At 68.7% G+C, this 18,345-nt stretch carries 14 protein-coding genes; 7 read left to right on the forward strand and 7 right to left on the reverse strand.

Annotated elements, in window-relative coordinates:
• Positions 1-18: 18 nt before the first annotated feature.
• Positions 19-1,239 (forward strand): site-specific integrase, encoded by a 1,221-nt coding sequence (locus HLK59_RS17040; protein ID WP_171142296.1) that lies wholly within the window; start codon positions 19-21, stop codon positions 1,237-1,239.
• A gap of 143 nt (positions 1,240-1,382) precedes the next feature.
• Here the strand turns inward: HLK59_RS17040 and HLK59_RS17045 are convergent, their stop codons facing one another.
• The 3 genes from HLK59_RS17045 to HLK59_RS17055 all read right to left on the reverse strand — a co-directional run bounded on the left by HLK59_RS17045 (position 1,383) and on the right by HLK59_RS17055 (position 4,013).
• The gene (locus tag HLK59_RS17045) at positions 1,383-2,912 is read right to left on the reverse strand and encodes a UDP-N-acetylglucosamine 1-carboxyvinyltransferase (protein WP_171142284.1); all 1,530 of its coding nucleotides are present in this window, start codon (positions 2,910-2,912) and stop codon (positions 1,383-1,385) included.
• A 73-nt stretch (positions 2,913-2,985) separates the two neighbouring features.
• Entirely contained in the window at positions 2,986-3,183 is a 198-nt protein-coding gene (locus HLK59_RS17050) for a DUF4236 domain-containing protein (protein ID WP_171142285.1), read from the reverse strand.
• 38 nt (positions 3,184-3,221) lie between these two features.
• Positions 3,222-4,013, reverse strand: coding sequence for a hypothetical protein (locus tag HLK59_RS17055; RefSeq protein ID WP_171142286.1), 792 nt, complete (start codon positions 4,011-4,013; stop codon positions 3,222-3,224).
• Between the two features lie 279 nt (positions 4,014-4,292).
• Here HLK59_RS17055 and acnA point away from each other — a divergent pair, with 279 nt between their 5' ends.
• The 4 genes from acnA to HLK59_RS17075 all read left to right on the forward strand — a co-directional run bounded on the left by acnA (position 4,293) and on the right by HLK59_RS17075 (position 9,881).
• On the forward strand, positions 4,293-7,007 hold the full coding sequence (gene acnA, locus HLK59_RS17060; protein WP_171142287.1) for an aconitate hydratase AcnA: 2,715 nt from the start codon (positions 4,293-4,295) through the stop codon (positions 7,005-7,007).
• A gap of 159 nt (positions 7,008-7,166) precedes the next feature.
• Positions 7,167-7,892, forward strand: coding sequence for a response regulator transcription factor (locus HLK59_RS17065; protein WP_171142288.1), 726 nt, complete (start codon positions 7,167-7,169; stop codon positions 7,890-7,892).
• On the forward strand, positions 7,889-9,385 hold the full coding sequence (locus HLK59_RS17070; RefSeq protein WP_171142289.1) for a HAMP domain-containing sensor histidine kinase: 1,497 nt from the start codon (positions 7,889-7,891) through the stop codon (positions 9,383-9,385). Before HLK59_RS17065 ends, HLK59_RS17070 begins: the two co-directional genes overlap by 4 nt.
• 253 nt (positions 9,386-9,638) lie before the next feature.
• Complete coding sequence (locus HLK59_RS17075; RefSeq protein WP_171142297.1) at positions 9,639-9,881, forward strand: DUF397 domain-containing protein; 243 nt, start codon at positions 9,639-9,641, stop codon at positions 9,879-9,881.
• Positions 9,882-10,146: 265 nt separating this feature from the next.
• Here HLK59_RS17075 and HLK59_RS17080 read toward each other — a convergent pair whose 3' ends face one another.
• Entirely contained in the window at positions 10,147-10,578 is a 432-nt protein-coding gene (locus tag HLK59_RS17080; protein ID WP_171142290.1) for a hypothetical protein, read from the reverse strand.
• A gap of 45 nt (positions 10,579-10,623) precedes the next feature.
• Positions 10,624-11,481 (reverse strand): helix-turn-helix transcriptional regulator, encoded by an 858-nt coding sequence (locus HLK59_RS17085; RefSeq protein ID WP_171142291.1) that lies wholly within the window; start codon positions 11,479-11,481, stop codon positions 10,624-10,626.
• 680 nt (positions 11,482-12,161) lie between these two features.
• Here HLK59_RS17085 and HLK59_RS17090 point away from each other — a divergent pair.
• Entirely contained in the window at positions 12,162-13,250 is a 1,089-nt protein-coding gene (locus HLK59_RS17090) for a lytic polysaccharide monooxygenase (protein WP_171142292.1), read from the forward strand.
• Between the two features lie 78 nt (positions 13,251-13,328).
• On the opposite strand, the gene HLK59_RS52390 is transcribed toward HLK59_RS17090, so the two are convergent.
• Positions 13,329-16,409 (reverse strand): glycoside hydrolase family 18 protein, encoded by a 3,081-nt coding sequence (locus tag HLK59_RS52390; protein ID WP_171142293.1) that lies wholly within the window; start codon positions 16,407-16,409, stop codon positions 13,329-13,331.
• Between the two features lie 57 nt (positions 16,410-16,466).
• On the opposite strand from HLK59_RS52390, the gene HLK59_RS17100 reads away from it, so the two are divergent.
• Complete coding sequence (locus HLK59_RS17100) at positions 16,467-17,210, forward strand: methyltransferase domain-containing protein (protein WP_171142294.1); 744 nt, start codon at positions 16,467-16,469, stop codon at positions 17,208-17,210.
• A gap of 110 nt (positions 17,211-17,320) precedes the next feature.
• Here the strand turns inward: HLK59_RS17100 and HLK59_RS17105 are convergent, their stop codons facing one another.
• Positions 17,321-17,911 carry an HD domain-containing protein gene (locus HLK59_RS17105; protein WP_346779748.1) on the reverse strand — a complete coding sequence of 197 codons (591 nt, stop codon included), beginning with the start codon at positions 17,909-17,911 and terminating at the stop codon, positions 17,321-17,323.
• Between the last annotated feature and the right edge of the window lie 434 nt (positions 17,912-18,345).

Raw genomic sequence — 18,345 nt, forward strand, 5'->3', positions numbered from 1 at the left:
TACATAGAAGACCGATGGCTGAAGAAGCGACCGAACCCGAAAACAGGCAAGCGCGACCGCACCGCCATGTACGGCAAGTGCACCCGCTACCGGGTCAAGGGCATCCCCGGTGTCAAGGACCGTTCCTTCGACGCCCTTCAGGACGCCAAAACCTGGCTCGCCCAGGCCCAGACCGACGCACGCCGAGGCGAGTTCGTGGATCCCCGCGACGGAGCCATCTCCCTCAAGGACTACATCGCGACCCACTGGTGGCCTACCCAGAGCGGTGACCCGTCCACCATCGAGCGAATCGAACAGAGGGTCCGCCGGCACATCGTTCCCCACCTGGGGGCTCAGCCGCTCAACGCTATCGGTACGGAAGTCCTGCGTCACTGGAAGAAGCGGCTGGAGAAGGACCTCGGTCCGACCTCGATCCGTCTGGTCTGGGCGACGCTCTCCAGCATCCTCCAGGCCGCGGTCGAGGACCGTCGCCTCGGACGTAACCCATGCCGGTCCAGCACGGTCGGGCCTCCGCCCGCGGCGCCTGGCAGGGTCGAGGCGTGGCCGCCCGAACGGGTCCTGGCGGTACGGGAGGTCCTGCCGGACCGTTACCGGCTCCTCCTCGTGATCGGAGCAGGTCTCGGGCTCCGTCAAGGAGAGGCGCTCGGGCTCTCAGCGGACGACATCGACTTCGAGAAGGAAGTCGTCCACGTCCGGCGGCAGGTCAAGATGGTGCGGGCGAAGCTGTGTTTCGCGCTTCCGAAGGGGCGCAAAGTGCGGGACGTACCGCTGCCGGCCAGCGTGGCACGGGCCATCCGGCAGCACATGAAGGAGTTCGCGCCGGTGCCGGTCACGCTGCCCTGGGACGACCCGACTCCGGCCGAGACGCCGGTGGAGGCCAAGCACCGGCGGCCGAGGACCTACAACCTCCTGGTGACCGGACGCGAGAGGAAAGCCATCAACCGGAACTACTTCAACTCCTACGTGTGGAAGCCCGCGCTGGCCGCAGCGGGCGTGATCGCCCCGCTGGACGAGGGCGGCGCTGACGGTGTTCGTGTGTGGGAGCCGTCCCGGGAGCACGGCTTCCATGCCCTGCGTCACTTCTTCGCCTCTGAGGAGCTGGAGGCTGGCGAATCGATCGTCTCCCTGGCACGCTGGCTGGGGCACTCCGACCCCGGGTTCACGCTGCGGAAGTACTCCCACTTCCTGCCCCGAGCCGGCGCACGAGGCAGTGCCGCCATCGACGCGATCTTCGCGTAGCGACGGCCGCTCGGCAGAGGCCGTGGAGTGTGGCCCGTAGCCCGCCGCAGGCCCAAAGTCCCAGAGAAGTCCCAGAGAAGCCGCCGCACCCCTCCCTGACCCGCTAAGTAGCAGGTCAGACGGGGTGCGGCGGCATCGCCGTATCAGATGTCCCGGAAGATCTCGATCTGCGCCCCGACCGAGTTGAGGCGCTCGGCGAGGTCCTCGTAGCCGCGGTTGATGACGTACACGTTGCGCAGCACGGACGTGCCCTCCGCGGCCATCATCGCCAGGAGGACGACCACGGCGGGGCGCAGGGCCGGTGGGCACATCATCTCGGCGGCGCGCCAGCGGGTCGGGCCCTCGACCAGGACGCGGTGCGGGTCCAGCAACTGGAGGCGGCCGCCGAGGCGGTTGAGGTCCGTCAGATAGATCGCGCGGTTGTCGTAGACCCAGTCGTGGATCAGCGTCTTGCCCTGCGCGGCGGCCGCGATGGCCGCGAAGAACGGGACGTTGTCGATGTTGAGGCCCGGGAACGGCATCGGGTGGATCTTGTCGATCGGGGCTTCGAGCTTGCTGGGGCGGACCGTCAGGTCCACCAGACGCGTACGACCGTTGTCCGCGAAGTACTCGGGCGTACGGTCGTGGTCGAGGCCCATCTCCTCCAGGACCGCCAGCTCGATCTCCAGGAACTCGATCGGCACCCGGCGCACCGTCAGCTCCGACTCCGTCACCACCGCCGCGGCCAGCAGGCTCATCGCCTCGACCGGGTCCTCGGAGGGGGAGTAGTCCACGTCGACGTCGATGGTCGGCATTCCGTGCACGGTGAGCGTGGTGGTGCCGACGCCCTCGACCTTGACGCCGAGCGCCTCCAGGAAGAAGCACAGGTCCTGGACCATGTAGTTGGAGGACGCGTTGCGGATGACGGTGACGCCGTCGTGGCGGGCGGCGGCGAGCAGCGCGTTCTCGGTCACGGTGTCGCCGCGCTCGGTCAGCACGATCGGGCGGTCGGGGGAGATCGAGTGGTCCACCTGCGCGTGGTAGAGCCCCTCGGTCGCGGCGATGTCCAGACCGAACCGGCGCAGCGCGATCATGTGCGGCTCGATGGTCCTCGTACCGAGGTCGCAGCCACCGGCGTAGGGCAGCTTGAAGCTGTCCATGCGGTGCAGCAGCGGGCCGAGGAACATGATGATCGAGCGGGTGCGGCGGGCCGCGTCCGCGTCGATGGCGCCCATGTCCAGCTCGGCCGGCGGCACGATCTCCAGGTCGACGCCGTCGTTGATCCAGCGGGTGCGCACCCCGATGGAGTTGAGCACCTCCAGAAGGCGGTAGACCTCCTCGATGCGGGCGACGCGACGCAGCACCGTGCGCCCCTTGTTGAGCAGCGAGGCGCACAGCAGTGCCACGCACGCGTTCTTGCTCGTCTTGACGTCGATGGCGCCGGAGAGCCGGCGGCCGCCGACCACCCGCAGATGCATCGGGCCCGCGTAGCCCAGGGAGACGATCTCGCTCTCCAGGGCTTCACCGATTCGAGCGATCATCTCAAGGCTGATGTTCTGGTTGCCACGCTCGATGCGGTTCACAGCGCTCTGGCTGGTGCCGAGAGCTTCCGCCAGCTGCGACTGTGTCCAGCCCCGGTGTTGCCGGGCGTCACGGATGAGCTTGCCGATGCGTACGAGGTAATCGTCTGCCATGGGGTTGAGGCTATCTCAGATATGAGATGGCGCATTCCGGGGGGTCCGTCCGGGTGACGGATCTGATGGTGCGTCAACGCCGCCTGGCGTTACGGGTGCGACGCCATCCGAAAGGTCCGGGCAAATCCACCGATGTCGTACGACGTCCTGTGCTGCTGTGGGTGTGCTTCGGCCCGTGCCTGCCGCCGGTGGTGAGGGACCAGGAGCGCCGGTTGATGTTCAGCCGGACGCCCGGGAGGATCCGGAAGCTCTTGCGGAATGTGAGGGGCATCTGTGCCTCCTGTCCGAGTGGCGGAACGTACCTCCCGGTTACCCCGACTTGGCGTACTGATGGCCGAACTCGACGGGCTCTTCGAAGGTGACCGACGTCACCGGTGCGGTGGTGACGACGTACGGGTGCCGTGACACGAGACCGTCCTCGTCCCGCAACTCCAGCACTCCCGCGTCCGGGCACCGCCAGGAGAACCGGGTGACGTACTCCCCGGCGAGGTTGGCCAGCAGGCTCCATCCCCTGCCGTCGGCGCGCAGCTCGAACTCGGACGCCTCCATCACCCCGTACTCGAAGGGGGAGCTGTCCCAGTGGCCGAGGAGCGCTTCGTCCAGGCCGGTGCGCGGATCCGTGGCGTCCCGTTCGGCGATCCAGAGGAGGAACGCGGTGTCGGCGCCGCCGATGTCGACGACGCGGGTGCCGTGCAGAAGCACTCCCAGGCCGTGCTCCTCGTCCCACGGGCACGAGAACGCGACGCCCACATAGGGGACGCGGTCTCGGGAGACCGGGTGGACGTACACGGCGTCGACGCGCACGCCGTCGTCGAGTGCGGAGGCGGCAGCCAGGTCCTGCGGCTGGTCCTGCGGCTCCAGGGTGCGGACCGCGTGGGCGTGGACCGTCCGCCGTGCGGCGCCCAGCAGGGCGGGGAGACGCTCGACCGCCCAGGTCGCCGACGCGAGCTCGGCGTCGTCCAGAGGGTGCTCCTCCCGGCCCTCGGGTGCGTAGTGGAGCGGGACGGGTTCCGTCGGGGCCGCCCAGGCCTCCGGCGGCAGGGTGATCCGTGCCGTCCAGGCGTACGCGTCCTCGTCCCAGGAGAAGTCGGGTCCGGTCACGCCGAGCCCCTGCCCGCGCCGAAGGTCGCGTTCGGCCAGATAATCACCGAGTGAGCCTAGCCGTGTGGGACATCACAAACGGAGGCGGGGCATGACCATTCCGCGCCCGTGTACTAGAGTTATCTCGACATCGAGATATCTGCCTGGCGCACCGCAGCCGCCCGCATCACCCTCGCAGGGGTAAGGCTTACCTAACTTAGCCTTACCTTAGCGGATCGGCCAAGATGCCGTAGCGGCAGGATCGTGGTGAGTACGCGCACATCAATGAAGGAGACTGTCGTGTCGGCGAACAGCTTCGACGCCCGTGCCACGCTGAGCGTGGGCGACGAGTCGTACGAGATCTTCCGGCTGGACCAGGTGGAAGGCTCGGCTCGCCTTCCGTACAGCCTCAAGGTTCTGCTGGAGAACCTGCTCCGTACCGAGGACGGCGCGAACATCACCGCCGACCACATCCGCGCCCTCGGCGACTGGGACTCCCAGGCCCAGCCGTCGCAGGAGATCCAGTTCACGCCCGCCCGCGTGATCATGCAGGACTTCACCGGCGTGCCCTGTGTCGTGGACCTCGCCACCATGCGTGAGGCCGTCAAGGCGCTCGGCGGCGACCCGGCGAAGGTCAACCCGCTCTCCCCGGCCGAGATGGTCATCGACCACTCCGTCATCGCCGACAAGTTCGGCACCAACGACGCCTTCAAGCAGAACGTCGACCTGGAGTACGGCCGCAACAAGGAGCGCTACCAGTTCCTGCGCTGGGGCCAGACCGCCTTCGACGACTTCAAGGTCGTCCCCCCGGGCACCGGCATCGTCCACCAGGTCAACATCGAGCACCTCGCCCGTACGGTCATGGTCCGCAACGGCCAGGCGTACCCCGACACCCTCGTCGGCACCGACTCGCACACCACCATGGTCAACGGCCTCGGTGTGCTGGGCTGGGGCGTCGGCGGCATCGAGGCCGAGGCCGCGATGCTCGGCCAGCCGGTCTCCATGCTCATCCCGCGCGTCGTCGGCTTCAAGCTGACCGGTGAGCTCACCCCCGGCACCACCGCCACCGACCTCGTGCTCACCATCACCGAGATGCTCCGCAAGCACGGCGTGGTCGGCAAGTTCGTCGAGTTCTACGGTGAGGGCGTCGCCGCCACCTCCCTCGCGAACCGCGCCACCATCGGCAACATGTCGCCGGAGTTCGGCTCCACCGCCGCGGTCTTCCCGATCGACGGCGAGACCATCAAGTACCTCAAGCTCACCGGCCGCTCCGAGCAGCAGCTCGCGCTCGTCGAGGCGTACGCCAAGGAGCAGGGCCTCTGGCTGGACCCGCAGGCCGAGCCGGACTTCTCCGAGAAGCTGGAGCTCGACCTGTCGACGGTCGTCCCGTCGATCGCCGGCCCGAAGCGCCCGCAGGACCGTATCGTCCTCGCGAACGCCGCCGAGCAGTTCAAGTCCGACGTACGCAACTACGTCGACACCGCCGACGAGGCCGGCAAGGAGTCCTTCCCCGCCTCCGACGCCCCGGCCGCCGGCAACGGCGTCCCGTCCAACCCGGTCACCGTGACCGCCCCCGACGGCTCGACCTACGAGATCGACCACGGCGCGGTGACGGTCGCGGCCATCACCTCCTGCACCAACACCTCGAACCCGTACGTCATGGTCGCCGCCGCGCTCGTCGCGAAGAAGGCCGTGGAGAAGGGCCTGACCCGCAAGCCGTGGGTCAAGACCACCCTCGCCCCGGGCTCGAAGGTCGTCACCGACTACTTCGACAAGGCGGGCCTCACCCCCTACCTCGACAAGGTCGGCTTCAACCTCGTCGGCTACGGCTGCACCACCTGCATCGGCAACTCCGGCCCGCTGCCGGAGGAGGTCTCCAAGGCCGTCAACGACCACGACCTCGCCGTGACCTCGGTCCTCTCCGGCAACCGGAACTTCGAGGGCCGTATCAACCCCGACGTCAAGATGAACTACCTGGCCTCCCCGCCGCTGGTCGTCGCCTACGCCCTCGCCGGCTCCATGAAGGTGGACATCACGCGCGACGCGCTCGGTGTCGACCAGGACGGCAAGCCGGTCTACCTGACCGACATCTGGCCGACCGAGGCCGAGGTCAACGACGTCGTGGCCAACGCCATCGGCGAGGACATGTTCAACAAGTCCTACCAGGACGTCTTCGCGGGCGACGCCCAGTGGCAGGCGCTGTCGATCCCGACTGGCAACACCTTCGAGTGGGACCCGCAGTCGACGTACGTCCGCAAGCCCCCGTACTTCGAGGGCATGACGATGGAGACCACCCCGGTCTCCGACATCACCGGCGCGCGCGTCCTCGCCAAGCTGGGCGACTCGGTCACCACCGACCACATCTCCCCGGCCGGTGCGATCAAGGCCGACACCCCGGCCGGCAAGTACCTCACCGAGCACGGTGTGGAGCGTCGTGACTTCAACTCCTACGGCTCCCGCCGAGGCAACCACGAGGTCATGATCCGCGGCACCTTCGCCAACATCCGCCTGCGCAACCAGCTCGCGCCGGGCACCGAGGGCGGCTACACCCGCGACTTCACGGTCGAGGGTGCTCCGGTCTCCTTCATCTACGACGCCTCGCGCAACTACATCGACCAGGGCATCCCGCTGGTCATCCTGGGCGGCAAGGAGTACGGCTCCGGCTCGTCCCGCGACTGGGCCGCCAAGGGCACCGCGCTCCTCGGCGTCAAGGCCGTCATCACCGAGTCGTACGAGCGCATCCACCGCTCGAACCTCATCGGCATGGGCGTCCTGCCGCTCCAGTTCCCGGAGGGCCAGAACGCCGAGTCCCTCGGTCTGACCGGCGAGGAGACCTTCTCCTTCACCGGCGTCGAGGAGCTCAACAACGGCACCACGCCGCGCACGGTCAAGGTCACCACCGACACGGGCGTCGAGTTCGACGCGGTCGTCCGCATCGACACCCCCGGTGAGGCCGACTACTACCGCAACGGCGGCATCATGCAGTACGTGCTGCGCAGCCTGATCCGCAAGTAGTCCCAGTAGCCCCAAGTAGTCCCAAGGGGCCTGTGAGGGCCGTGCACCCGGTGACGGGGGCACGGCCCTTCGCCGTACCCGCCCGCGAAAGCCCCAGGTCATCACCCATCCTCAGGTGGAGCACAGGATTCCCTCAGCCCACCGGGACACGATCGGGACATGACTGGCACCGCTGGGTACCGAAACGGCCGCGTCCGCGTGCTCATCGTCGACGACGAGCCCGCGCTCACCGACGTGCTCTCCGTGGCCGTCGAGGAGGCGGGCTGGCGTGCCTATCCGGCGCTCGACGGACAGAGCGCGCTGCGGACCGCGCGCGGCTGCGCCCCGCACGCCGTCGTCCTCGACGGGATGCTGCCCGACCTGGACGGCCTCCAGGTGCTGCGCCGCCTGCGCTACGAGAACCCCAAGCTCCCCGTCCTGATGCTCACCGCCCGCGACGCCCTGGAACACCGGCTCGACGGCCTGGAGGCGGGCGCCGACGACTACGTCACCAAGCCCTTCTCCCTGGAGGAGGTCGTCGTGCGGCTGCGCGGACTGCTGCGCCGGGCCGGGGCCGAACACGCCCGCGCAGACGACTCGGTGCGCGTCCTGGGCGACCTCGTGCTGACCGAGGAGACCCGCGAGGTGCACCGCGCCGGTACGCCGGTCCGGCTCACCGCCAAGGAGTTCGACCTGCTCAGCCTGATGCTGGGCCACCCGCGCCAGGTGCTCAGCAAGGCGCAGATCCTCGACCACGTCTGGAGCACCTCCTTCGACGGCGGCGGCAACCTCGTCGAGGTCTACATCTCCAGCCTCCGCCGGAAGATCGACAAGGGTCGGGCCCCGATGATCCACACCGTGCGCGGCCTCGGCTACACCATCCGCCCGGTGGAGGACGGCAGATGACCGCCCGCCGGCGCCTGCGCTCCCTGCGCACCCGCCTGCTCGTCTTCATCGGCGTCACCCTGGCGGTGGTGTGCGTCGCGATGGCGCTGACCACGGTCTTCGTCCAACGTTCCTACCTGCTCGGCAACTTGGACGACCGGGTCGACAACGCCGCCCAGCGCAGCCTCGGCGGCGCCCGGCTCCACCCCGACCAGGAGAGCAGCCTCGCCTTCCTCATGGAGAGCGGCCACCCCTCCGGCATGCTCGCCGCCCGCCTCGACGACGGCGGCGGCGTCCTCACCGCCGAGGTGGTCGGCCAGGACGCCGCGCCGACGGCCCTGAGCGACACCCAGCGCACCGCCCTCGACGGCATCGCGGCGGACGGCTCGATGCACACCGTGAACGTTCCGGGCCTCGGCACCTACCGGATCACGGCGGTCGACAGCGACGGGGTACGGGTCCTGGCCGGCCTCCCCATGGACGACGTCCAGCAGATGATCAACGGCCTGGTCGTGGTCGAAGCGGTCGTGGCGGCGGCGGGCCTCGCTGTCGCGGGCTGCGTCTGCGCCGTGGTGATCCGCCGCCAGCTGCGCCCCCTCGGCCGGGTCGCCGCCACCGCGGTCGAGGTCTCCCGGGCGCCCCTGGACCGCGGCGAGGTCGCCGCGCTCACCCGGGTCCCGGCCGGGGACACGGACCCCGGGAGCGAGGCGGGCCAGGTCGGTGCCGCGCTGAACCGCATGATCGACCACGTCGAGTCCTCCCTCTCGGAACGCCAGCGCACCGAGGAACGCATGCGCCGCTTCCTGTCCGACGCCAGCCATGAGCTGCGTACGCCCCTGGCCTCCATCGCGGGCTACGCCGAACTGATGAACCGCGGCACGGACCGGATCGAACCGGTACTGGCCTGGCGCCGGGTCTCCGCCGAGTCGGCGCGGATGACGGGGCTGGTCGAGGACCTGCTCCTGCTGGCCCGGCTGGACGAGGGCCGCCCCCTGCAGTCCGCCGAGGTCGATGTGGCCGCGCTGGTCGCCGAGGCGGTCTGGGACGCGCGGGCCGCGGGCGGTGACCATGACTGGCAGCTGGAACTGTGCCTCGACGCCCCGCCCCTGATCGTCGGCGACGAGGGCCGCCTCCACCAGGTGATCGCCAATCTGCTGGCCAACGCGCGGGTGCACACACCGGCGGGGACGCGGGTGGTGGCGGTCGTCGAGGCGAGCGGCGACACCTGCGTCGTTCGCGTCCGCGACGACGGCCCGGGCATTCCGCCCACCCTCCTGCCGACAGTCTTCGAACGCTTCACCCGAGCGGACGTCTCCCGGACCCGCAGCGGAGGGCTGGAGGGCGGTTCGGGTCTGGGGCTGGCCATCGTGGCGGCGATCACGGCGGCGCACGGGGGGCGGATCGATGTGCGGAGCGAGCCGGGGCGTACGGAGTTCCGCATCGAGCTGCCGCTCGCGGGCGAGAGCGTGGGGGTGCTGAGCCATGTCAACTCGCCAAGAACTGTGAGCACTTGAGCCAACAGATACTCAAGATGGTTTGTGGGGAGGGTAGTTGGGAACGCCGACGAAGCGGCCACTTGATGTGAGACGTGGCGGTCGCAATGACGTATGGCATATCGACAGGTTCGGGTATGGCTGTGGCGGGCTGGGATCACTTACGCTGAACAATTAGTAGCTGTGCGTAGTCTTGCGGGTGCCATGTGTGGTTCTTTGGCTTGACGTTCGGGGGCACTTGCCTGCGGTGGTGCTCGACCGCCTACTAGCATGGATGGGCACTGCCCAGGCGTATCGGGGGAGCGGGAGGGCTGAGGTGGTGCATAGGGGGAAACCCTTGTGGCGCAGGAGCAGCAGGTGTGGCAATGAGTCGGAGTGCGTGGAGGTCGCTGTGTGTGAGGACCGAGTGCTCGCCCGTGACTCCAAGGAACCCCGTCGTTCGCCTCTGCGATTCACCGCTCCCGTCTGGACGCGGTTCCTTCGTGCGGTGAACCAAGGGGCGTTAGAGGGTTCGTGATGTTGTTGAACAGCCATCGGCATTAGGTAGGGGGCCTGTATGGGAGCCGAGGCATCTGCGGTGCAACATTCGGGGAAGAAGAGGGGGAAACGGGAGGCGCTCATCGGTGGCGCCCTGGCCTTCGCGCTCGCTGCCGGTGCGCTGGCGACGCTGGCTGCCGCCCTCGCCTCCCTGCTCGTCGACAGCCTGCTCGCCAAGCGGATCCTGTGGGTGACCGTGGCAGTCGGCGTGTCCGTGGGGGCGGGAGTGTGGAAGGCCGGTCACGTCATGGTGACGTCATCTGGTTCGGGTCGCCTCCCGGAGGGGTCTGGGACGCGGACGCCGCGGTAGGTGTGCCGGCCGCGCGGCGGCGCTTGAACCACCGTGTCGCCAGGCCGGTGAGTCCGGACGCGCAGAGGAACGTGAGCACGGCTGTGCCTATTCGCGACCACGGCAGTTCCAGGTCTCCGGCCGCCTGGATGATCACCACCATCGCCCCGACCACGATCGCGAGGGCGACCAGTGCGAGTATGCCGAGCCGCGTCATGAGCCTCAGCTTCACGGCGCCGCGGGCGTTCTCGATCTGGACCAGGCGGTCCGTCTCGGACTGGTTCTTGATGGCCTGTGCTTTGAGCTCCTCGTCGTTCAGTCCTGCCGCTCCGCCGAGCAGAGTGGTGACCCACTGCTGTAGGCCCTGAGATATCGACCTGACGACCACGTCGGTCCTCCCCTGGCTTCACCGCCAGCCATGGGCGCCGCAGATCTAGCGGGCCCCGAGGTCTTGCTTGATGCGATCGATCAGGTCACGGGACTCGGCGTCGCCGAGCGCCAGTTCCGCGATCGTGTGGAAACACTCCTGGTAACGGGCCAGCAGTTCCAGGTCCTCGCCGCCGGTCATGCTGCCGGCGGCATGCTCCAGATACAGCAGATCGTCGTCGTCGGGGAAGCTCAGCAGAACGAAGCTGCCCAGAGTGCTGTAGTGCGCCCCGGCCTCGAACGGCAGGACGCGGAGCGTGATGCCGTCACGGGTGCCGAAGTCGAGCAACTGATCCAACTGCCCATCCAGGACTTCCTTTCCGCCGATCTGTCGTCGCACCGCGGCCTCGTCCAGGACGAACGTGGTGACCGGGCCGCCGGAGGCGTCGAACATCCGCTCCTGCCGTTCCATCCTCAGGTCCACGACCCGCTCGGCCCGCTCGGGCGCGAGGCCGCGGGGGGCCAGGAGCGCCTCAGCGTACGAACGGGTCTGCAGATGGCCGGGGACGACGATGGGGTGGTACGTGTGCAGGGACACGGCGGCGCTCTCGTAGCCCAGGTACTGGGCGAACTGCGGGGTGACCACGTCGTGGTACTTCGACCACCAACTCGCCCCTTTGCTGCCCCGGGCCGCCTGCTCGAGTTCGTCCACCTCGCCAGGGTCGGTGATGTGATAGAGCGTCACCAACGCGCGCAGATCGCTGACAGACACGCTGACCGTACCCGTCTCCACCCGGATCAGTTTCGACTGGGACCACTCCACCTGTTCGGCTGCCTCGCGCTGAGTCAGACCGGCGCGCTCGCGCGCCTGTCGCAGTGCGAGACGTAGTTTGCGCCGGTTCAGACTGGGGTCCACGGGGGTCATCGCCGCTCCTTCGCCCGTGCACGTACCCTGAACCTGATCGGCCATGCACAGAAAGTTCCTAGCTCTTGGCTCCTCCCATTATGCCTCTAGCAAAGAGGATAGAGCTGAAAGCCCCTGGCGCGTTCGCGGGGTGGTGCCGATGAGGCGGCGTCGGCTCCATGAGGACCTTTGAGCTGCGGCCGTGCGATCCGGACTCCGCGTAGGAGAGAACGTCGGAACGGGTGTGTGTGCTCCGAAGAGGCGTACTCCGGTTCCGAGGTGTCGAAGCGTGGGGGCTCGAAGGGCGCACGAAATCCCCTCCAGGTGCGCCGAGTTGCGCTAGGCGCACGAAAACGGCGCTCGAGGTGTACGACCTGAGACCGAGGGGTTCGCGCACTTCCGGTGAGGCCATCGAGACGGAAGGCGACCGCTGTTCAAGGAGCCGGCCCGGACGCCGACACATGACGTGATTGTCCGCACGGAGACACAGTCACCCGAACGTGCGGGGGCGCGCTATCGACAGTCCACCCTCACGCGCCACCCGTTTACAGCCGCCCCCATCCGCGCTAACTTCCGCAACAGGCGGGGTGGGAGCGCTCCCATGCGGATGGACCGGAACCCACCCCCAAGGAATCCCCACCCCGCTCATCCGCACACACGCATCCGCACGGCCCGTACCTCAAGGAACGGACTGGACTGTCATGATCCTGACAAAGTCAGCGGCGTCCCCGCGGCGCCGATTAGCGCTCCCCACCCGCGCCAGAGCCCTCTTCCTCGTCCTGGTCTCGCTGCTCGCCACGATCCCGGCCATCACGCTGGTGATGTCGACCGGTGGCGAGGCGGAGGCCCACGGCACCCCCATGAAGCCCGGCAGCCGTACCTTCCTGTGCTGGCAGGACGGGCTGACCGACACCGGTGAGATCAAACCGGTCAACCCGGCCTGCAAGAACGCGCAGGCGGTCAGCGGCACCACGCCGTTCTACAACTGGTTCTCCGTACTGCGCTCGGACGGCGCCGGCCGCACCCGCGGCTTCGTGCCGGACGGCGAGCTGTGCAGCGGCGGCAACACCAACTTCACCGGCTTCAACGCCGCCCGCAACGACTGGCCGTTGACCCACCTCACCTCGGGCGCGACCGTCGACTTCTCCTACAACGCCTGGGCCGCGCACCCGGGTTGGTTCTACGTCTACGTCACCAAGGACGGCTTCGACGCGACCCGGACCCTCACCTGGAACGACATGGAGGCCCAGCCCTTCCTCTCCGTCGACCACCCGCCGCTCAACGGCAGCCCGGGCACGGTCGAGGCCAACTACTCCTGGTCCGGGCAGCTTCCGGCGAACAAGTCGGGCCGTCACATCATCTACATGGTGTGGCAGCGCTCGGACAGCGCGGAGACCTTCTACTCCTGCTCCGACGTGGTCTTCGACGGCGGCAACGGCGAGGTGACGGGGATCCACGAGCCCGGAAACCCGACCGAGCCCGTACCGGGCACCTGCACCGCCACCCGTAGGACGACCGGCAGTTGGAACGGCGGCTACCAGTCCGAGGTGACCGTCACCAACTCCGGTGACGTCCCGATGCTGGGCTGGATGGTCGACTGGACCCTTCCCGCGGGCCAGACGGTGAACAGCCTCTGGAACGGCAACCCGACGTACAACGGCCAGGCGGTGATGGTCCACAACGCCGACTGGAACGGCTCGTTGAGTCCGGGGCAGAGTACGACGTTCGGCTACGTCGTCTCCGGCACCGGCGGTGATACGGCGACGGCCCTGCCCTGCCGGGTCGGCTGAACGCCCCAGCACAGAAGCGCCGGAACCGTGGTGACGGTTCCGGCGCTTCAGGTGACCTCAAGTCAGCGCGGAGTCGGCTCAGTTCAGGCCGGTCGACGACTCGAGCAGGGTGGTCTCGGCGTCATCTCCCTCAAGGGAGTAGATCATCACGCCGGCCAGACCCTTGTTCTTGATGTACTGCCGCTTGGCCGTCATCGACTTCGGGGTCTCGATGCTGAAGAACGTGCTGCCGTCGTACATCCAGGTCGTCTTGGTCCTGCTGTCCCAGAAGACGGTGCTGTCGGTCAGCTTGCCCGCCGTCTTGAGCTCCTTGTAGAAGGCGACGCCCGGCGCCTGCGAGTACGGATACGCCGCCGGAGATGCGGTCGCCGGCTGGTAGAGCCCGTTCTTGCCGCCGTTCGCCACCCCGGCCCAGCCACGGGCGTAGAAGGGCACCCCGAGGGTGATCTTGCTCGCCGGGAAGCCCTTGCCGAGGTACGTCGTGATGGCGTCGTCCGAGGTCATGCCGGTCCCGTCGGCCGGGTCCGCCGAGGAGCGGTACAGCGGGGCGTTGAAGTTGGTCGGTCCCGCTCCCTCCCAGGCGCCGTGCATGTCGTAGGTCATGATGTTGCCCAGGTCCAGGTACGAGGCGATCTGCCCCACCTCGACCTTGCTGATCTTGCTCGGACCGGCCGGCAGCGCCGCGGTGAGCAGCTTGCCGGAACCGAGCTGCGGGCGGAACTCGGCGAGCAGGGCGGTGAAGTTGGCCGTGTCCGCGGCGCTGTAGTGGTTGCCGGTGTGGCCGTCGGCGCTGGCCGGGAACTCCCAGTCGACGTCGATGCCGTCGAAGACACCCGCGGCGGCGCCGTCGCCACCGGCCGGGTCGTCACCGAGCTTGGGCAGGTCGCCCTTGATGAACATGTCGACGCAGGACTTGACGAACTTCTTGCGCGAGGCGTCGGTCGCGGCGGCGTCCGAGAAGTACTTCGAGTACGTCCAGCCACCGAGCGAGACCAGCACCTTGAGGTTCGGGTGCTTCGCCTTGAGCTTCTTGATCTGGTTGAAGTTGCCCTTCAGCGAGTCGCCCCACGAGTCGGCGACGCCGTCGACGCTCTCCTCGGCGGTGAAGCCCTTCTGGTAGTCGGCCCAGGCGTCGCCCGCGCCGTCGTTGGCGTCGCCGTTGCTCTCGTCGCTCGAACCGGCCTTGTTCGCCGCCATGCAGGTCAGGTTGACCGGATCGATGTTCTGGAAGGCGTAGTTGAGCTTGGTCAGCTTGGCGGCGGTGCCGTTCTGGTCCATCGTCTTCAGGGTGTAGTTGTTGGCGTAGATCGACCAGGAGTTGAAGTACGCCACCCGCTCACCCGGCACACCCGCCTCGGAGCCGGACTCGTCCCAGTCGAGGGCCTCGGTGCTGGTGTCACCGACGTTGGGCAGCCGCCAGGCGTCGACACCGTTGCTGGTGCTGTTGAACAGCAGGAAGTCGGAGACCTTGTCGACGTCGAGGTCGGCGAAAGCGCCGACGGAACCGCCGAACGCGTCGCCGGAGCGCACGGTGCCGAGCGACTCCCAGCCGGCGATGTCGGCCGCGGCGGCCGTCTCGGCCGTGTCCGCCGTGTCCGCCGTACGGACCAGCTGGGTCGACACCGAGGACGTGGAGCTCCAGGAGCCGTCGCCGGTGTTCTTCCACGCGAGCACGTCGCCGGTCATGTACTGGACGACGACCGTGTCGGCGAGGCCGTCGCCGGTGATGTCGGTGAAGTAGAGCTGCCCGACCGGGCCCTCGGCCGGGTGTGTGAAGCCGGAGATCTCGTCCCAGTCGCCGGGGCTCGGGATCCCGGTCGCCGTGTTCTCCCAGGCGGTGACGAAGTTGTTCCGGTCCACGAGGAGGAGGTCGTCGTCCTTGTCGCCGTCCATGTCGGCGAAGATCGGCTCGCCCACACCGAGGTCGTTGGCGACGATGACCGGGGCGGCCCACTTGATGTCGGTGCTGGTGGACTCGTTGCGCCAGACGCGCATGGCGGCGAAGCCCGTGCCGGACTCGCTCGCGCTCAGGAAGTTGACGAGGTCGTCGCGGCCGTCGCGGTCGAGGTCGCCGAAGTACGCCGTCTTCGGCAGCTCGGTGGCGGCGGTCGGTGCGGTGTCGCCGAGCGGATGCCACACCCGCTCGCCCCCCGACCCGCATCCGGCGTTCACCCAGGTGTAGAGCCGGCCGTCCGCTCCGCTCATGGTGCGGTCGCCGTCACCGTCACCGTCGAGATCCATGAACCGGGTCTGCGAACTGTCCGCGCTGTCCACGATCTGCCCCAGCGAGGTCCACTCACTCGCCGATCCTTCGCCTGCCGGGTCACGGCAGATGCCGGTGGCGTCGACGCCGGAGCGCAGCCATTCCGGAAGGTATCCCTCGATCTTGTTGAGGACCTCCTCGACCTTGTCGGCTCCTCCCGAACGACCGATCAGGGCCTCAATGGTCCGAGCCACCTTGACGATGAAGTTCTTGACCGTTCTGAACCACACCAGAGCCTGGTCCGTGCCGGCCCAAGTGATCAGGAACACCGTCATGCCCGCGGTGATGGACTTCCCGATGTTCTTGCTCCACTCTTCGGAGTCGTTCAGCTTGCCGTCGGCCCATTGGTTGAAGAAGCCGTTCGAGAACTCCGCCATGAACGCGCCGACACCGGCACACGCGGGGACCGGACCGCCCATCCGCGAGCAGAGCTTGCCCGCGGCGACACCGATCACGATGGCACCCGCGACGATGCCCACACCCTGCCAGAACGACGCGTCCGCCTCGACTTCGGGCGCCTTGGCGGTGATGGTCACGACCGTGCCCTCGACCGTCCAGTCGTGCTCGAAGTCGACGTACCTCAGATCGGGCAGGACGTCGTGCAGCCGACCCTCGGTCTGTGCCTCCAGCACATCGCTGAGGGTGTCTCCCGACGTGTCGATCTCGGTGAACTTCTCGCGGACCGCGTCGGCCAGTTCCGTGTCCTCGACGTCAAAGGTGATGACCTGCTCGGTGGCCGTCGTCTCTGCCCGAGCCGGAGGCGGATCGATGCCGCCGAGCAGCAGGGCGGCGGTCGTGAGGGTCGCGACGAGGGTCAGTATTCGGCCGGTTCGAGCATGCCGGCGCCAGGGGGAGATGCTTGACGCATCGTCTGTTCTTCGTGGGGGAAAAATCACTGCCAGAGCCTAACGGCGGTGTGTTGTCGCTTTATTGCTCAGCGGACAAGGACCGGCATGGCCACCTACGACACCCTCGGCACGACCTACGCCCGCACCCGGCGCCCCGATCCGCGCATCGCCGCACGGATCCACGCCGCCCTCGGCGACGCCACGGACGTGGTCAACGTCGGTGCGGGCACCGGATCCTACGAACCGTCACGGACCGTCCTCGCGGTCGAGCCCAGCCAGGTCATGATTGCCCAACGTCCGCCGGGTGCCGCCCCCGTCGTGCGGGCCGTCGCCGAACACCTGCCGCTGCGGGACGGCGCCGCCGACGCGGTCATGGCTCTGCTCACGGTCCACCACTGGACCGACCCGGTGGCCGGGATCGCCGAACTGCGCAGGGTCGCCCGCCGACGCGTCCTCGTACTGACCTGGGACCAGCGTGTGTTCCGGGAACGGTTCTGGCTCGTCCGGGAGTACCTCCCCGAGGCCGCCGCGTTCGACGACGACCGCGCGATCCCGATCGACCGGCTGTCCGAACTGCTCGGCGGGGCCCGCGAGTTGCCGGTGCCGGTGCCCCACGACTGCGTGGACGGATTCGCCGCCGCGTACTGGCGCCGCCCCGACGCCTATCTCGACCCCCAAGTGCGCGCGGGCATCTCCCTGTTGTCCCAACCCGGCGAGGACACCCTCGCCCCCGGCCTGGCCCGCCTCGCCGACGACCTGACCACCGGCCACTGGCACACCCACCACACCGACCTCCTCAACCGCGAGGCCATCGACGTCGGTTACCGACTATTGGTGACGGACCACTGAGAAACGTCCCCGCGCGGGCTACGGGAGTTGACCGGGCCGGAACCCCGCGCGATCAGCGGCCCGATCCGGGGGATCGGCTGCCACCGGCCGCCCGAGGTCGGCGACCGGTCTCACACCGGATAGGACGCCTGGAACGCCAGTCGCGCATCCGCCCCCTCGCCCACCGACGTCAGCAGGTCGTCGAGCTCCAGGAACTCCTCCCACACCGTCCGGCCACTCACCTCGGCCAGCTTTCTGACGAGCAGGTCCTCCAGTTCCGGGACCCGCTTGTTCTTCCAGATCTTGTCGGCGAGGCTCACCAACAGGTCCTCGGTGTCGAGGTCCGGCAGGGTCCAGGAGGCGTGGGTGGCGGCGAAGCGGGCCAGGTGAGGGGCGATGCCGTGGGACAGGAGCAGCTCGCGGCCGGCCTCCTCGTGGGCCGAGCCCGGGCCGGAGAGCTCGGCGGCGTGGAGCGTCTTGCCGATGTCGTGCGTGGCCGCGCCGAACAGCACCGCGTCGCGGTCGAGGGGAAGCGCCGGATGCCGTGGCGACACCCACTCGACGATCTCGTACGCCACGTCGTGCACCGCCCTCAGATGGGCGGCCAGTCGCGGCGGCGCGTCGACCTTCCGCAGCAGCTCCGCCGCCCGGTCCGGCAGCGGGCGCAGCGGTGGACGGCCGGGGTCGCCGAGGGCGCGGAGGAGGAGGCCGGTGGAAGTCACCCGCACAGGGTAGGGGCGCGGGCGCACCTAGGGGTCCGGACCCGTGAAGGCGGGGTGGCCTGTGCGGACCCGGTGGACAGCTCCACCGGGTCCGCCGGCCGGGCAGGAGAACGGGGGGAGTCCCTGCCCGGGTGTCGGTTGGTCCGTGGCGACAGACACCGCGTCCTCGGACAACGTTGTCTAGTGGTCTAAACCTCACTCTATCGTGTCAATGGACGGCGAAGTCAAGCGAGTTGGAGTTGGCCCGACCGGGTGGCGTCGCCGCGTGGCAGAACCCCCGCCCCGCCGCCCCCCGCCCCCCGGGCCGCCCTGGCGCCCCCCCCCACCCCCCACGCCCGCCACCCCGCCCCCACCTCCACCTCCCAGCCCACCGCCCGTCCGGCCCCCTCCCCCCCCTCCACCTTTGTCGCCTGCCTCCCGCCCCCCCCCCTCAC

Source organism: Streptomyces sp. S3(2020) (assembly GCF_013044505.1).
Classification (GTDB): domain Bacteria; phylum Actinomycetota; class Actinomycetes; order Streptomycetales; family Streptomycetaceae; genus Streptomyces.